The following is a 14,252-nucleotide window of genomic DNA, read 5'->3' as shown; positions in this document are numbered from 1 at the left end:
GTCATCGTCCAGCCCGTCGGCTGGCAGCCGCTCAGCGAAATGATCGGCCACCCGGAACTGGCCGACGACCCGGAATGGGCCACCCCCGAGGCGCGACTGCCGAAACTGGACAAGATGTTCCAGCTGATCGAGGAGTGGTCGTCCACCCTCCCCAAGTGGGAAGTGCTGGAGAAGCTGAACGCGCACAACATCCCGTGCGGGCCGATCCTCTCCACCAAGGAGATCATCGAGGACCCGTCTCTGGCCGCCAACGAGATGGTGGTGCGCGTCCCGCACCCCGAACGCGGCGAGTTCGTCACCGTCGGCAGCCCGCTCAAGCTCTCCGACTCCCCCGTCGAGGTGACCGGTTCACCGCTGCTGGGCGAGCACAACGAAGAGGTCTACGTCGGTGAACTCGGCCTCGGTGACGAGGAGTTGCGCCTGCTCAAGTCGAACGGAGTGATCTGACGTGATGGCTGAGGAACGGGAGCTGCGGGTGCGCGCGCTCCTCGACTCGGTGCGCGCCGAGGGCCGTACGGCACTCACCGCGCCCGAGGGCAAGGTGATCGCCGACGCGTACGGGATCGCCGTACCCGGCGAGGAGCTGGCGACCGACGTGGACGAGGCGGTGGCCGCGGCGGCACGCTTCGGCGGGCCGGTGGTCATGAAGATCGTCTCGCCGGACATCCTGCACAAGACCGACGCCGGCGGTGTCGTGGTCGGCGTGGAGGGCGCGGCGGACGTACGGGCCGCGTTCCGCCGGATCGTGGAGAACGCCCGCGCCCACGACGCCGCGGCCCGGATCGAGGGCGTGCAGGTGCAGGAGCTGCTGCCCAAGGGGCAGGAGGTCATCGTCGGCGCGGTCACCGATCCGACCTTCGGGAAGGTGGTGGCGTTCGGGCTCGGCGGGGTGCTGGTCGAGGTGCTGAAGGACGTGACGTTCCGGCTGGCGCCGGTCACGGCCGACGAGGCGCTGTCGATGCTGGACTCCATCCGGTCGGCGGAGATCCTGCGCGGGGTGCGCGGGCAGGCCGGCGTTGACCGGTGGGCGGTGGCCGAGCAGATCCGGCGGGTCTCCCATCTGGTCGCGGACTTCCCGGAGATCGCCGAGGTGGACCTCAACCCGGTGATCGCGACAGCCGAGGGCGCGATGGCCGCCGACATCCGGGTGATCCTCGCCGAGAAGCAGCCGGTGCCGAGGAAGACGTACACACGCGACGAGATCCTGACGTCGATGCGCCGGTTGATGCAGCCGTCCTCCGTCGCCGTCATCGGCGCCTCCAACGAGGCGGGCAAGATCGGCAACTCGGTCATGCGCAATCTCGTCGACGGCGGTTTCTCTGGGGAGATCCATCCGGTGAACCCCAAGGCCGATGACATTCTGGGCCGCAAGGCCTGCAAGAGCGTCACGGACGTTCCCGGTGAGGTGGATGTGGCCGTCTTCGCCATTCCCGCCAAGTTCGTGGCAGCCGCGCTGGAGGAGGTGGGACGGAAGAAGATCCCCAACGCCGTCCTCATCCCCTCCGGCTTCGCCGAGACCGGCGAGCACCAACTCCAGGCGGAGATCGTGGAGATCGCCGAGCGGCACGGGGTCCGCCTGCTCGGCCCGAACATCTACGGCTACTACTCCACCTGGCAGGACCTGTGCGCCACGTTCTGCACGCCGTACGACGTCAAGGGCGGGGTGGCGCTGACCTCGCAGTCCGGCGGCATCGGCATGGCCATCCTCGGCTTCGCCCGCACGACGAAGACGGGCGTGTCGGCGATCGTCGGCCTCGGCAACAAGTCGGACCTGGACGAGGACGACCTGCTGACCTGGTTCGGCGAGGACCCGCACACCGAGTGCATCGCCATGCACCTGGAGGACCTCAAGGACGGCCGGGCGTTCGTGGCGGCGGCGCGGGCGACCGTGCCGAAGAAGCCGGTGGTGGTACTGAAGGCGGGCCGTACGGCGGCGGGCGCCAAGGCGGCCGGCTCGCACACCGGGGCGCTCGCGGGCGACGACGCGGTGTACGACGACATCCTCAGGCAGGCGGGCGTCATCCGGGCGCCGGGTTTGAACGACATGCTGGAGTACGCCCGCGCCCTGCCCGTCCTGCCCGCCCCGAAGGGCGACAACGTCGTGATCATCACCGGCGCGGGCGGCAGCGGCGTGCTGCTGTCGGACGCGGTGACCGACAACGGGCTGTCCCTGATGGAGATCCCGCCCGACCTGGACGAGGCGTTCCGCCGGTTCATCCCGCCGTTCGGCGCGGCCGGCAACCCGGTCGACATCACCGGGGGCGAGCCGCCGTCGACGTACGAGGCGACGATCCGGCTCGGCCTGGAGGATCCGCGTATCCATGCGCTGGTGCTCGGCTACTGGCACACCATCGTCACCCCGCCGATGGTGTTCGCGGAGCTGACGGCGCGCGTGGTCGCCGAGTTCCGCGAGCGCGGGATCGAGAAGCCGGTCGTGGCGTCCCTCGCGGGGGACGTCGAGGTCGAGGAAGCCTGCCAGTACCTGTTCGAGCGGGGGGTCGTGGCGTACCCGTACACGACCGAGAAGCCGGTTGCGGTGCTGGGCGCGAAGTACCGGTGGGCGCGGGCGGCAGAAAGGCTGCGCGTCGAAGGCCCGCCCGTTAGGGCGGTGGTGGGAGACGGGCGGGATGCTGGGGGCGGCTCATGAGGTGAGTGACGCGGGGGCCGGCCGGCGGTGCGCGCCGGGCCGGCCCCGGGATCCGTCCGCGCACGAAACGCATTGGACAGGGGGCGCTGGCCATAGCTTTCGACGCAAGGGGTGCTGAGCGATGAGAACCACCGACCAGTCGAGGTCCGTTCCCTACAGGGAAGTGACGGACCGCAACGGCCGCGTGTACCGGGTCGGCGAGTCGGACGTCGATCTGATGGGCCGGACACGGAAATGGATGGTCATCCTGCCCTGGGTGGGCATGATGGGCATCAGCTCCGCCGAGTACGCGTTCACGTCGGCGGAGGACACGCTCCACGAGGCGCATCTGTGGAGCAGCGGGCACATATTCTGGCTGATGGGCGTCTGGGTGTTCTTCCAGGCGGCCGTGGCCTTCCCGGCCGGGCAGCTGCGGGAGAGCGGACGGCTTCCCGCCCGTACGGCCATGCTGATCGGTGCGGTCGGCACACTGCTGGGCTATCTGTCTTTGGCGTACGCGCCGAACGTGGTCGTCGCCTACCTCGGCTTCGGCATGTGCAGCGGTATCGGCGCCGGTCTCGTCTACGCGACCTGCGTGAACATGGTCGGCAAGTGGTATCCGGAGCGCAAGGGCGGCAAGACCGGCTTCGTCAACGGCGGTTTCGCCTACGGGTCCGTGCCGTTCGTGTTCCTGTTCACCTCCGTGCTGGACCTGAGCAACTACAAGGCGGTGCTCACCGCGGTCGGCATCGGACTGTGTCTGGTGGTGGCCTCGGCCGGCTGGTTCTTCAAGGACCCGCCGAAGAACTGGTGGCCGCCGCACGTCGATCCGCTCAAGGCCACCGAGGATCCCAGGATACGGCGGGCGCTGGCGAAGAACCCGCCGGCGGTCAAGCAGTACACCCCGAAGGAGGCCGCGCGTACTCCCGTCCTGTGGATGATGTGGTTCTGTCTGCTGTGCACGGCCGGCATCAACATCTTCGGCATCGCCTTCCAGGTGCCGTTCGGCAAGGACATGGGGTTCGCGGGCGGGATCGTCGCCACCGCGATGTCGCTGAAGGCGATCGTCAACGGCACCGGGCGCGGGGTCATCGGCTGGATCTCCGACCGGTACGGGCGCCGCAACACGCTGATCATCGTGTGCATCGTGCTCGGCAGCGCGCAGTTCGGCGTGCTGGTCTCGGGCCAGATGGGCAGCATGCCGTTCTTCCTGTTCTGCTCCATGGTCTCCGGGTTCGGCGGCGGGGCGATCTTCCCACTGTTCGCGGCCATGACGGCGGACTACTTCGGTGAGAACAACAACGCCACCAACTACGGAATGGTCTACAGCTCGAAGCTGATCTCGGGCCTGGTCGGCTCCGGTCTGGGCGCGGTCGTCGTCGGCGAGTGGGACTACGACGGCGCGTTCGTCCTCGCGGGCTCCATCGGTCTGGCCTCCGCGGTGCTGGCCCTCTTCCTCAAGGCGCCGGGCAGGCCGAACGCCCGGCGCATCGTCCCCAACCCGCAGCCGCTCGGCGAGGAGATGGCGTGACATGACGGCAGATCCGATAGCCACGAACAGCACCGGCGCGGACCGGCAGCCGTATCGTGAAGTGACCGACGCGCACGGACGCGTGTACCGGATCGGGGAGACCGACCGGGACATCCTCGGCCACTCACGCAAGCTCATGGTGTATCTGCCCTGGATCGCCATGATGGCCATCAGCGTCTTCGAGTACGCTTACGGCTCCGCCGAGGACACTCTGTCGCACGCGCACGGCTGGACGCAGTCCAACACCTTCTGGATCCTGAGCATCTGGGTGTTCTTCCAGGCCGGGATCGCCTTTCCCGCGGGCTGGCTACGCGAGAAGGGCATCCTGACCGCGCGCCGGGCCATGTACACGGGCTCCGTGATGTGCCTGATCGGCTTCCTCGCCCTGTCCCACATCAGCGAGGTCTGGCTGGCGATCATCGGCTTCGGGGTGATCGGCGGGCTCGGTTCCGGCCTGGTCTACGCGACCTGCATCAACATGGTCGGCAAGTGGTTCCCCGAACGGCGCGGCGCTCGCACCGGTTTCGTGAACGGCGGCTTCGCCTATGGCTCGCTTCCCTTCATCTTCATCTTCAACTACGCCTTCGACACGGCCAACTACCATCGGGTCCTGGACCTGATCGGGCTCTACGTCATGGTCGTGGTGCTGGTCAGCGCGTTCTTCTTCAAGGATCCGCCGAAGAACTGGTGGCCCGCCGACATCGACCCGCTCACCTTCGCGGGCGACACCAGGAACGCGGGGAGTCTCGCCAAGAACCCGCCCGCGGTACGGCAGTTCACCCCGAAGGAGGCCATCCGCACCGGCATGCTCCCGCTGATGTGGATCTCCATCGTGATGACCGCCGGTGTGTCCATCTTCGGCATCTCCTTCCAGGTGGACTTCGCCAAGGACGTGGGCTTCGGCCCGCTCGTCGCGGCCTCCTCGATGGGCGTGATGGCGGTCATCAACGGCGTCGGCCGGGGTGTCGTGGGCTGGCTGTCCGACCGGTTCGGCCGCAAGTCGACGCTCGTCTTCGTGATCGTCGTCCTGGGCCTCGCCCAGTTCGGCGTGATCTGGGCCGGCGACGTCAAGAGCGAGTGGCTGTTCCTGTTCTTCGCCTTCCTCTCCGGCTTCGGCGGCGGCGCCTTCTACCCACTCTTCGCCGCCCTCACCCCGGACTACTTCGGCGAGAACTACAACGCCACCAACTACGGCCTGGTCTACAGCGGCAAGCTGATCAGCGGTCTGTTCGGCGGCGGCCTGGGCTCCATGGTCGTCGGCGCCTGGGGCTACAACGGGGCCTACGCGCTGGCCGGCGGTGTGTCGATGCTGGCGGCGGCGATCGCGATGCTGCTGCGCCGGCCGGGCCAGGACCGGGCCGGGGCGGCCGTCGCGGCACCGCGGACACAGCCCGCGTCCTGAGCACTCCCTCACGGATGTTCCCCCTCTACGATCTGCTCACCGATCGCCGGAGGGGGAACACCGCATGTACAACGCGCCGTTGGAGGCGGCGGCCGAGGAGACGGGGCGCCGGGTCACCACCCTGGAACTCTTCTTCGACCTGGTCTTCGTCTTCACGCTCACCCAGCTCACCGTGCTGCTCGCGCACGACCTGTCGTTCGCGACGGCGGGCCGGGTGGCACTGATCCTCGTTGTCCTGTTCTGGATGTACGGCGCCTACGCCTACCTCACCAACCAGGTGCCGCCCGACCGTCCGTCGCGGCGGCTGCTGCTGATGCTCGGCATGGCCGCGTTCCTGGTGTGCGCGCTGGCGATCCCCCGGGTCTTCGACGACACCGGCGTGGTCTTCGGGCTCGGGTTCCTGCTCGTGGTGGTCGTGCACACCGCCCTGTACACCCGCAGCCACGGCTGGGACTCCATCTGGTATGGCGCCACCAACGCGCTGGCCGCCCTTGCGGTGACCGGCGCCGGACTCGTCGACGGGCTTGCGGCGGACGGGCTCTGGCTGCTGGCGATCGCCCTGCAGTTCGTGACGCCCCTCGTGGCCGAGCACGGACCCGGCCGCAAGGACGGACGCAGCCCGGCGACGCTGCGGGTCCAGCTGGGCGCCCTGGACCCGGCGCACTTCGTGGAGCGGCACGGGCTGCTGCTGATCATCGCCTTCGGCGAGTCCGTGATCTCCATCGGCGTCGGCATCGGCGATCTGCCGCTCACCCCGGGCCTGTTCTGCGGCGCGTTCCTCGCGCTGGCCCTGTCGGTCGCGCTGTGGTGGACGTACTTCGTGCGGGACGAGGAGGGGGCCGAGGCCGCGTTCCGGGCGACGCCCGCACCGGCCCGCTGGCGGCTGGCGATGAACGCCTACTACTACGCCTTCCTGCCGATGCTGCTCGGCATCGCCTGCCTCGCGGCCGGCATCAAGAAGACCCTCGGGCATCTGGGCCGGCACCCGCAGCCGGGGCCGGCGCTGGCGCTCGCGGGCGGGGTGGCCCTGTTTCTCGTGGGAGACGCGATCTTCCGTACGGCCCTGCGGCTGCGGCCGGTCCGCTTCCGGGCGGCCGGCGCCGCGCTCGCCCTGGCCACCGCCGCGGCCGGCGTCCGTATGCCGGTCTACGGTGAACTCCTTCTGCTGGTGGCCGTGTTGGTGGTCATGCTGGCGGTGGAGTCCCGGTCCTGCGCGGCGGCCCGGCCGGTGGGCGAGCCGGTGGACGAGCCGGTGTGATCAGGACCCGTTGCGCTCATGGTAGGAGCGGCGGGTGTGTTCGGTGTGGTTGCGCATCAGGAAGGCGGCCCGCTCTTCGTCGCGCTGGGCGATCGCGGTGATCAGTTCCCGGTGCTCGATCCACGACTGGCGTCCGCGCCGCCGGGCCACCGGGGTGTAGTACCAGCGGACCCGTCGGTCGACCTGGGCGGCGAGTTCGGCGAGGACCGCGTTGCCCGCCAGGTCCATGACCTTGGCGTGGAAGGCCGCGTTGAGGGCGACGGCGCGGTCCACGTCGTCGGCGGCGACGGCCTTCTCGCCCTCGGCGCACAGCTCCTCCAGCGCGCCGACTCCGGGGGCGTCGGCGTGGAGGGCGGCGAGCCGGGCCGCCTCCGCCTCCAGCAGGGTGCGGACCGTGAGCAGCTGGTCGGCCTCCTCCTCGGTCGGCTCGTGCACGAACGCGCCCTGCGCGGGCCGCAGATCGACCCAGCCCTCGGTGTTGAGCCGCTGCAGCGCCTCGCGCACCGGCTGCCGGGACACGCCGAGGTGTCCGGCGAGCTCGCTCTCGACCAGATGCTGGCCGGGCTGCAGCGCGCGGGTGGTGATGAGCTCCAGGAGTGCCTCGTAGACACGCTCGCGCAGCGGTCCGGGGCGTTCCAGCTTCGGTACCGCCCCCTGCGGCAGTCCGGTCGTCAACATCGGTATCCCCCTCCTGGGCAGGTCTGGCGTGTGGACGCTGGACGCTCAGTATCGATTGACTTTTGTCTACAGTCTACGGAACGCAAAATCCAGACCTGATTGGGCCCACTTCGTCACTCACGGGCAGCGTACGACCTGCCCGGCGTACGACAGATTGCCGCCGAAGCCGAACAGCAGCACCGGGTCGCCCGCGCTGAGCGCGCCCTGCTCGAGCAGCTTGGAGAAGGCGAGCGGGATGCTGGCGGCCGAGGTGTTGCCGGATTCGGTGACATCGCGGGCGACGACGGCGTTGACGGCGCCGAGCTTCTCGGCCAGTGGTTCGATGATGCGCAGGTTGGCCTGGTGCAGGACCACCCCGGCGAGGTCCTCGGGGGCCACACCGGCCCGCTCGCAGGCGCTGCGGGCGACGGCCGGAAGCTGGGTGGTGGCCCAGCGGTAGACGCTCTGCCCCTCCTGCGCGAACCGCGGCGGGGTGCCCTCGATCCGTACGGCGTGCCCCATCTCCGGCACCGATCCCCACAGCACCGGGCCGATGCCCGCCTCCTGACCCGGCGGGCAGGCCTCGACGACGGCGGCCCCCGCGCCGTCGCCGACCAGGACACAGGTGGTGCGGTCGCTCCAGTCGGTGACGTCGGACATCTTGTCGGCGCCGATGACCAGCGCACGGACGGCCGCGCCGGCCCGGACGGTGTGGTCCGCGGTGGCCAGCGCGTGGGTGAAGCCGGCGCACACCACGTTGACGTCCATCGCGGCCGGCTGCGGGATGCCGAGCCGGGCCGCGACCCGGGCGGCGGTGTTCGGGGAACGGTCGATCGCCGTGGAGGTGGCGACCAGGACCAGGTCGATGTCGCCGGGGGTCAGACCGGCGGCGGCGAGGGCCTTGGCCGCGGCGTGCGCGGCCAGTTCGTCGACCGGCTCGTCGGGACCGGCGATGTGCCGGGCGCGGATGCCGACGCGGCTGCGGATCCACTCGTCGCTCGTGTCGACCATGCCGGCCAGGTCCTCGTTGGTGAGCACCCGGGCGGGCTGATAGTGACCGATGGCGGCGATGCGCGAGCCGTTCATGGCGGGAGTCCCCTCGTTGCCGTGGGTAGCGGGATCCACCAGTCTGATCAGTGACCCACGGGTACGACGGCAGGTGAAGCCACAGGAATCGGGCGCCCGAGTTGTCGGCTTCCCTCAGACCCTCGGACGCCCGAGCATTCACTGCGTGAACAGCTGCGTCGCCTTCTGCACGAGTTCGTACACCCCGTAGCCGAGGGGGGCTCCCACCCACAGCCAGGCGAGGGCGATCAGGCCCCGCCGGCTAGGCGGACTGCTGTCGCTGGGCATCTGCGGCCTCCCTCTGGGCGGGGACGTGGTGGTGGCGGGTGTGGACGGGACGGACGAGTTCGTTGGCGACGAAGCCGACGACGAGCAGGCCGATCATGATGCCGAACGACAGCCCGTACAGCGCCGGGCCGTGCTTCCCGGCGCCCTTCTGCCGGTCCGCGATCCAGTTGACGATCAGCGGCCCGAGCACGCCCGCGGTGGACCAGGCGGTGAGCAGCCGGCCGTGGATGGCGCCGACCTGATAGGTGCCGAAGAGGTCCTTCAGATAGGCGGGGACGGTCGCGAACCCGCCGCCGTAGAAGGAGAGGATCACGAGGGCGCACAGGACGAACAGCGGCTTCGCCGAGTCCCCGAACAGCGCGAGGAGCAGGTACATCAGCGCGCCGATGCCGAGGTAGCACCGGTAGATGTTCTTGCGGCCGATCCGGTCGGAGGCGGACGACCAACCGATCCGGCCGGCCATGTTGGCCGCCGACAGCAGCGCCACGAAACCGGCGGCCGCGGAGGCCGACACCGGGGTGGAGCTGTCCGCGAAGAAGTCCGTGATCATCGGGGCGGCCTTCTCCAGGATGCCGATGCCGGCGGTCACGTTGGTGCACAGCACGACCCACAGCAACCAGAACTGCGGGGTGCGCAGCGCACTGTTGGCGGACACCTGCACACCGGCGACGGAGCTCGGCCCGCTCGCACTCGCGCCGGGCGTGTCCCCGCGGGGCACGCGTACGAGGAGCACGCCGAGCGACATGAAGACGGCGTACGTCAGACCGTGCACCAGGAACGCGAGCGCGATCCCGGAGTGGCCGGTACCGAAGGAGGAGAGCATCTGCGCCGACCAGGGGGAGGCGATCAGCGCACCGCCGCCGAAGCCCATGATGGCGATGCCGGTGGCCATGCCGGGCCGGTCCGGGAACCACTTGATCAGGGTGGAGACGGGCGAGATGTAGCCGATGCCGAGGCCGATCCCGCCGACGAAGCCGTAGCCGAGGACGATCAGCCAGTACTGCTTCGTCTGGGCGCCGAGCGCGGAGATCAGGAACCCGGAGGAGAAGCAGACGAGGGCCACGGTCATGGCCCAGCGCGGCCCGTTGCGCTCCACGAGCGTGCCGCCGAACGCGGCGGACAGACCCAGCATCACGATCGCGAGCTGGAAGGGCAACGCGCTCTGGGTGCCGTCGAGGTGGAGCGCGGATTCGAGCGGCGGTTTGAACACGCTCCAGGCGTAGGCCTGTCCGATGGACAGATGGACGGAGAGGGCGGCGGGCGGGACGAGCCAGCGGCTCCAGCCCGGGGGTGCGAGAGGGGGACTGCTCATGACCGCGGACGCTAGGGGCGAGGAGCGGGCGTTGAGAAGGGCGCGGTCGACCGTATGCGGTGAACGGTATCCACCGTGCGTTCAACGGTCGCCGCGCGAACTCTTGCAAGGATCATTCCATATCGTAGACAATATTTCGTCGACAGGATTCAGCCGATGAGCGGCTCGCGTCGGTCGGCTCCTTCTCCCACCTCCGCGGTATCCCTCAAACCGAACGGAGTGCTCCCGTGAAAGTGGCAGTTCTCGGCGCCGGCGCCATAGGCGCCTACGTCGGTGCCGCGCTCCACGGCGTGCGTGTACTGCGGAGTGGGCTGCACCCTCACGCTCCATGTGCAGGACAATGAGATCGTGAAGGTCACCTCGCCGCGCGACAACCCGGTGACCCACGGCAATCTCTGCATCAAGGGCCGTTTCGGCTACCAGCACGTACAGAACCGGGGCTGATCAGGACATGGGACGAGTCACGGAACGACGCAAGGTCCTCCGCATCCGGGACGGGGCGCTCTCCACCCGGCCGGACACACTCGTCGCCGAGGAGCCCCTGGAGATCCGACTCAACGGCAAACCGCTCGCGATCACGATGCGCACGCCGGGTGACGACTTCGCGCTGGCGGCCGGGTTCCTGGTCAGCGAGGGCGTACTGGCGACTGCGGACGATCTGCAGAACATCGTCTACTGTGCGGGTGCGACGGTGGACGGCTCGAACACCTACAACGTGGTCGACGTGAAGACCGCGCCCGGCGTCGCCCTGCCGGACTTCACCCTGGAGCGGAACGTCTACACGTCCTCCTCGTGCGGCCTGTGCGGCAAGGCCAGCCTGGACGCCGTACGCACGACGGCGCGCTTCCCGATCGCCGACACTCCCCCGGTCCGGCTCGCCCCGGAACTGCTGGCGAGCCTCCCCGACCGGCTGCGAGCGGCCCAGCGGGTGTTCGACCGGACCGGGGGCCTGCACGCGGCGGCGCTGTTCACCGAGGACGGCGAGCTGCTGGACGTACGGGAGGACGTGGGCCGGCACAACGCGGTCGACAAACTGGTCGGGCGGGCGCTGCAGAACGGCGGTCTGCCGCTGTCGCGGGCGATCCTCCTGGTCTCCGGGCGGGCCTCGTTCGAGCTGGCGCAGAAGGCGGTGATGGCGGGCATCCCGGTGCTGGCGGCCGTGTCGGCGCCGTCGTCGCTGGCGGTGGACCTGGCCGCGGAGACGGGTCTGACGCTGGTGGGTTTCCTGCGGGGCAGCTCGATGAACGTGTACGCGGGCGAGAACCGCATCGCCCGGTGGGAGGCGGCCGCCCAGGGCTGAGGTGCCTCCCCGCGGCACGGCGGCGTGGCCCCGGCCGGCGGGGAGCGCCCTGCGCCGCCGGGCCCCACCTCAGCCGAGCGACTGTGCCGTCTCGACGAACGCCGTGATCAGGGGTGAGTGGCGGCCCGCCGCCCAGGCCAGCAGGACCTGGTCCGGTTCCGCGTCGGTCACCGGCACATAGCTGATGTCCGGGCGGGAGTACTGCTCGGCGACGGAGCGCGGCACGAGCGTGATGCCGGTGCCCGCGGCCACGCACTCGAACTTCTCCTCGATGGTGCGGATCGGCAGATCGCCGGGCCGGGGATCGGCGTACCTGAGCCATCGCTCGCCGTCGAGGTCGGCGAGCGACAGTTCCTGCTTCCCGGCCAGCCGGTGGCCCTCCGGGAGCATGGCCACGCGGGTCTCGCGGTACAGAGGACGCAGCTCCAGCCCGTCCTCGTGGACCGGTCGTCGTACGTAGGCGATGTCGACGGTCCCGTCGAGGATCAGCCGCTCCTGGTCGTCCCACTCCACCCGGCGGGCGTTGGTCTCCACGTCCGGGTGCGCCGCCGCGAAGGCGCGCAGGGCATGGGTGACCACGACACCGGCGCGGAAGCCGACGAGGAGGCGCCGGGGCCCGCGCGCGGCCCGCAGCACGCGACGTCGTGCCCCGTCGGCGGCCGCGAGCAACTGCTGCCCGTCGCCGAGGAGTTGCCGACCGGCGTCGGTCAGCGTCACGCCGTGGCTGTCCCGTACGAACAACTCGGCGCCCAAGTCCTTCTCCAGGGCGCGGATCTGGCGGCTGAGCACCGGCTGGGCGATGTGCAGCCGCTCGGCGGCGCGGCCGAAGTGGAGCAGTTCGGCGACCGCCACGAAATAGCGGATCTTCCGCAGGTCGAGGTCCACGGCCACCCCTTTCACCGGCGATGCCTTCAGGGTATCGCCACAGCTGAAAGAGGTCTTGGACGGCAGGCCGGAGCCGGTCGCAGGCTGGATCCCGTCAGGTGACACGGCAACCACGAGAGGGAACACCATGAGCCTGAGAGGACAGCGGATCGTCGTCATCGGGGGTACGTCGGGCATCGGGCTCGCGGTCGCCGAGGGCGCGGCGCGGGAGGGCGCCGAGGTGGTGGTCGCCTCACGCCGGCAGGAGAGCGTGGACGCGGCACTGAAGCTGCTGGGCGACGGCGCCGAGGGACATGTGCTGGACGCCACCGACGAGGACGCCGTACGCGGCTTCTTCGAGCGGGTCGGCGCATTCGACCACCTGGTGTACACGGCGGGTGAGTCGCTGCTGCTGGAGCCGCTGGCCGAGGCGAGTGTCGTACGGGCGCGGCGGTTCCTGGACACGCGGCTGTGGGGTGCGTACACGGCGGTGAAGTACGGCGCCGGCTCGATCCGCCCGGGCGGGTCGGTGGTGCTGACCACGGGGACGGCGGGGCGCCGGCCGCTGCCGGGGTCGAGTGCGGCGTCGGCGCTGTGCGGGGCGATGGAGTCGCTGGCCCGGGCGCTGGCCGTGGAGCTCGCGCCACTGCGGGTCAATGCGGTCTCGCCCGGGCTGGTGCGCACCGAGCTGTGGCGGGAGGTGCCTCAGGACGCGCGCGAGGGGCTGTTCCGGTCGTCCGCCGAGTCGCTGCCGGTGGGGCGGGTCGGCGAGCCGGCGGATGTGGCGGAGGCGTATCTGTATCTGATGCGTGGGGGATACAGCACCGGTTCGGTGGTGGTCGTGGACGGGGGCGGGACGCTGGTGTGAGCGTCAGGCGGGGGTGAGGCGGACGTCGGCGGCGGTCACCACCGTGCCGAGCCGGGGGAAGTCGAGCCGTACGGACGCCTCGTGCTCGGCGGTGGTGAAGGCGGCCATGGCGTCCTCGACGAAGACCAGGTCGTAGCCGAGGTCGGCGGCGGCGCGGGCGGTGGACTCGACGCCGAGGTTGGTGGCGATGCCGCCGAACACCAGGGTGGTGACGCCGCGTTCGCGCAGGTGCTCGTCCAGGCCGGTGCCCTGGAAGGCGCCGATGGTCCGCTTGACCACCTCCAGGTCGCCGCTCCGGGCGAGGCCGGGCACGAGTGAGCTGCCGGGCGGCTGTTCGGCGACCGTGGGGCGTTCGACCCGGACGAGGACGACGGGTGCCCCGGCGGTGCGGAAGGTGTGTGCCAACTCCTCGGCGGTGGTCAGTACTTCGGTGCCTTTGCGGGGTTCCAGGGGCAGCGCGACGATGCGTTCCATCAGGTCGATGAGGACCAGGGCGGTGCGCTGCGGATCGAGGACGGGAGCTGCGGTCATGACGGAACGTTAGCCGCCGTCAGCCGTCCGTGCCGGAAATCCGGATCAACAGGCCCGTGAACTGATCGCGTTCGGCGGCCGACAGCGGGGCGAGCAGCTCGTCGTTGGCCACGCGGGCCGCCTTGTCGCAGCGCACGAGGAGGCGGGCGCCGTCGTCGGTGAGGGACACGGCGTTCTTGCGCCGGTCCCTGGGGTCGGGGGCGCGCACGACATGGCCGGCGGACTGCAGGTCGTTGAGCACGCCGACCAGGTCCTTGGGGTCCAGGCCCACGCTGCGGCCGAGATCGGCCTGGGCGACGGGCTGGAGGTCGCGGACGGCGGAGAGGACCACGTGGTGCCACATCTTCTGCCCCTGTGCCGCGAGGGCGTCGGCGACCAGGGAACGGCCCCGGGCGGCGGCGCGGCCGAGGAGCCAGCTGGGCAGGGAGCGGATCGCGGGCAGGGGTGCTTCGGCCATGCCGGCAGCCTAATCGAGAAAACGTTGGGGATCCCCATGAACCTCCGCTATCGTTGGGGCTCCCAACGAATTCGTGGGTGTTCCCAACGATCG

General features: G+C 70.2%; 14 protein-coding genes and 1 pseudogene. 8 read left to right on the top strand and 7 right to left on the bottom strand.

The features are described 5' to 3' along the window. The 5 genes from AB0M27_RS18620 to AB0M27_RS18600 form a co-directional block, all read left to right on the top strand. A partial coding sequence (locus tag AB0M27_RS18620; protein WP_365722938.1) for a CoA transferase occupies positions 1-447 on the top strand: 447 nt, incomplete at its 5' end. A 4-nt stretch (positions 448-451) separates the two neighbouring features. Next, complete coding sequence (locus AB0M27_RS18615) at positions 452-2,647, top strand: acetate--CoA ligase family protein (protein WP_365722937.1); 2,196 nt, start codon at positions 452-454, stop codon at positions 2,645-2,647. Between the two features lie 121 nt (positions 2,648-2,768). Then, positions 2,769-4,157 carry an OFA family MFS transporter gene (locus AB0M27_RS18610; RefSeq protein ID WP_365722936.1) on the top strand — a complete coding sequence of 463 codons (1,389 nt, stop codon included), beginning with the start codon at positions 2,769-2,771 and terminating at the stop codon, positions 4,155-4,157. A gap of 1 nt (position 4,158) precedes the next feature. Beyond that, positions 4,159-5,559, top strand: coding sequence for an OFA family MFS transporter (locus AB0M27_RS18605; RefSeq protein WP_365722935.1), 1,401 nt, complete (start codon positions 4,159-4,161; stop codon positions 5,557-5,559). Positions 5,560-5,623: 64 nt separating this feature from the next. Then, on the top strand, positions 5,624-6,817 hold the full coding sequence (locus AB0M27_RS18600; RefSeq protein ID WP_365722934.1) for a low temperature requirement protein A: 1,194 nt from the start codon (positions 5,624-5,626) through the stop codon (positions 6,815-6,817). Here AB0M27_RS18600 and AB0M27_RS18595 read toward each other — a convergent pair whose 3' ends face one another. The 4 genes from AB0M27_RS18595 to AB0M27_RS18580 form a co-directional block, all read right to left on the bottom strand. Continuing rightward, entirely contained in the window at positions 6,818-7,495 is a 678-nt protein-coding gene (locus tag AB0M27_RS18595; RefSeq protein ID WP_365722933.1) for a GntR family transcriptional regulator, read from the bottom strand. A 117-nt stretch (positions 7,496-7,612) separates the two neighbouring features. Then, the gene (locus AB0M27_RS18590; protein ID WP_365722932.1) at positions 7,613-8,560 is read right to left on the bottom strand and encodes a beta-ketoacyl-ACP synthase III; all 948 of its coding nucleotides are present in this window, start codon (positions 8,558-8,560) and stop codon (positions 7,613-7,615) included. A 138-nt stretch (positions 8,561-8,698) separates the two neighbouring features. Continuing rightward, positions 8,699-8,827 carry a hypothetical protein gene (locus AB0M27_RS18585; RefSeq protein WP_365722931.1) on the bottom strand — a complete coding sequence of 43 codons (129 nt, stop codon included), beginning with the start codon at positions 8,825-8,827 and terminating at the stop codon, positions 8,699-8,701. After that, a complete protein-coding gene (locus AB0M27_RS18580) occupies positions 8,802-10,139 on the bottom strand; it encodes an OFA family MFS transporter (protein ID WP_365722930.1) in 1,338 nt (445 codons plus the stop codon). Before AB0M27_RS18580 ends, AB0M27_RS18585 begins: the two co-directional genes overlap by 26 nt. Before the next feature lie 282 nt (positions 10,140-10,421). Here AB0M27_RS18580 and AB0M27_RS18575 point away from each other — a divergent pair. Further along, positions 10,422-10,583, top strand: a pseudogene (locus tag AB0M27_RS18575) (Fe-S-binding domain-containing protein); the annotation flags it as partial. Positions 10,584-10,590: 7 nt separating this feature from the next. Next, positions 10,591-11,439, top strand: a complete 849-nt coding sequence (gene fdhD, locus AB0M27_RS18570; RefSeq protein ID WP_365722929.1) for a formate dehydrogenase accessory sulfurtransferase FdhD — start codon at positions 10,591-10,593, stop codon at positions 11,437-11,439. A 69-nt stretch (positions 11,440-11,508) separates the two neighbouring features. Here fdhD and AB0M27_RS18565 read toward each other — a convergent pair whose 3' ends face one another. Then, complete coding sequence (locus AB0M27_RS18565; protein WP_365722928.1) at positions 11,509-12,324, bottom strand: LysR substrate-binding domain-containing protein; 816 nt, start codon at positions 12,322-12,324, stop codon at positions 11,509-11,511. A 127-nt stretch (positions 12,325-12,451) separates the two neighbouring features. On the opposite strand from AB0M27_RS18565, the gene AB0M27_RS18560 reads away from it, so the two are divergent. After that, complete coding sequence (locus AB0M27_RS18560; protein WP_365722927.1) at positions 12,452-13,171, top strand: SDR family oxidoreductase; 720 nt, start codon at positions 12,452-12,454, stop codon at positions 13,169-13,171. 3 nt (positions 13,172-13,174) lie between these two features. Here AB0M27_RS18560 and AB0M27_RS18555 read toward each other — a convergent pair whose 3' ends face one another. Beyond that, positions 13,175-13,702: an isochorismatase family protein gene (locus tag AB0M27_RS18555; protein ID WP_365722926.1), complete on the bottom strand. Its 528-nt coding sequence runs from the start codon at positions 13,700-13,702 to the stop codon at positions 13,175-13,177. A 19-nt stretch (positions 13,703-13,721) separates the two neighbouring features. After that, positions 13,722-14,159: a MarR family transcriptional regulator gene (locus AB0M27_RS18550; protein ID WP_365722925.1), complete on the bottom strand. Its 438-nt coding sequence runs from the start codon at positions 14,157-14,159 to the stop codon at positions 13,722-13,724. Positions 14,160-14,252 lie beyond the last annotated feature (93 nt).

This window comes from Streptomyces sp. NPDC052107 (genome assembly GCF_040680215.1).
Taxonomy (GTDB): Bacteria; Actinomycetota; Actinomycetes; order Streptomycetales; family Streptomycetaceae; genus Streptomyces.
The sequence above is the reverse complement of the archived record's forward strand: the minus strand, read 5'-3'. Positions and strand labels throughout refer to the sequence as shown.

Excerpts from the sequence above, each read along its gene's own strand:
- AB0M27_RS18615 (WP_365722937.1), top strand. The coding sequence starts at position 452 with ATGGCTGAGGAACGGGAGCTGCGGGTGCGCGCGCTCCTCGACTCGGTG.
- AB0M27_RS18610 (WP_365722936.1), top strand. The coding sequence starts at position 2,769 with ATGAGAACCACCGACCAGTCGAGGTCCGTTCCCTACAGGGAAGTGACG.
- AB0M27_RS18605 (WP_365722935.1), top strand. The coding sequence starts at position 4,159 with ATGACGGCAGATCCGATAGCCACGAACAGCACCGGCGCGGACCGGCAG.
- AB0M27_RS18600 (WP_365722934.1), top strand. The coding sequence starts at position 5,624 with ATGTACAACGCGCCGTTGGAGGCGGCGGCCGAGGAGACGGGGCGCCGG.
- AB0M27_RS18595 (WP_365722933.1), bottom strand. The coding sequence starts at position 7,495 with ATGTTGACGACCGGACTGCCGCAGGGGGCGGTACCGAAGCTGGAACGC.
- AB0M27_RS18590 (WP_365722932.1), bottom strand. The coding sequence starts at position 8,560 with ATGAACGGCTCGCGCATCGCCGCCATCGGTCACTATCAGCCCGCCCGG.
- AB0M27_RS18585 (WP_365722931.1), bottom strand. The coding sequence starts at position 8,827 with ATGCCCAGCGACAGCAGTCCGCCTAGCCGGCGGGGCCTGATCGCCCTC.
- AB0M27_RS18580 (WP_365722930.1), bottom strand. The coding sequence starts at position 10,139 with ATGAGCAGTCCCCCTCTCGCACCCCCGGGCTGGAGCCGCTGGCTCGTC.
- fdhD (WP_365722929.1), top strand. The coding sequence starts at position 10,591 with ATGGGACGAGTCACGGAACGACGCAAGGTCCTCCGCATCCGGGACGGG.
- AB0M27_RS18560 (WP_365722927.1), top strand. The coding sequence starts at position 12,452 with ATGAGCCTGAGAGGACAGCGGATCGTCGTCATCGGGGGTACGTCGGGC.
- AB0M27_RS18555 (WP_365722926.1), bottom strand. The coding sequence starts at position 13,702 with ATGACCGCAGCTCCCGTCCTCGATCCGCAGCGCACCGCCCTGGTCCTC.
- AB0M27_RS18550 (WP_365722925.1), bottom strand. The coding sequence starts at position 14,159 with ATGGCCGAAGCACCCCTGCCCGCGATCCGCTCCCTGCCCAGCTGGCTC.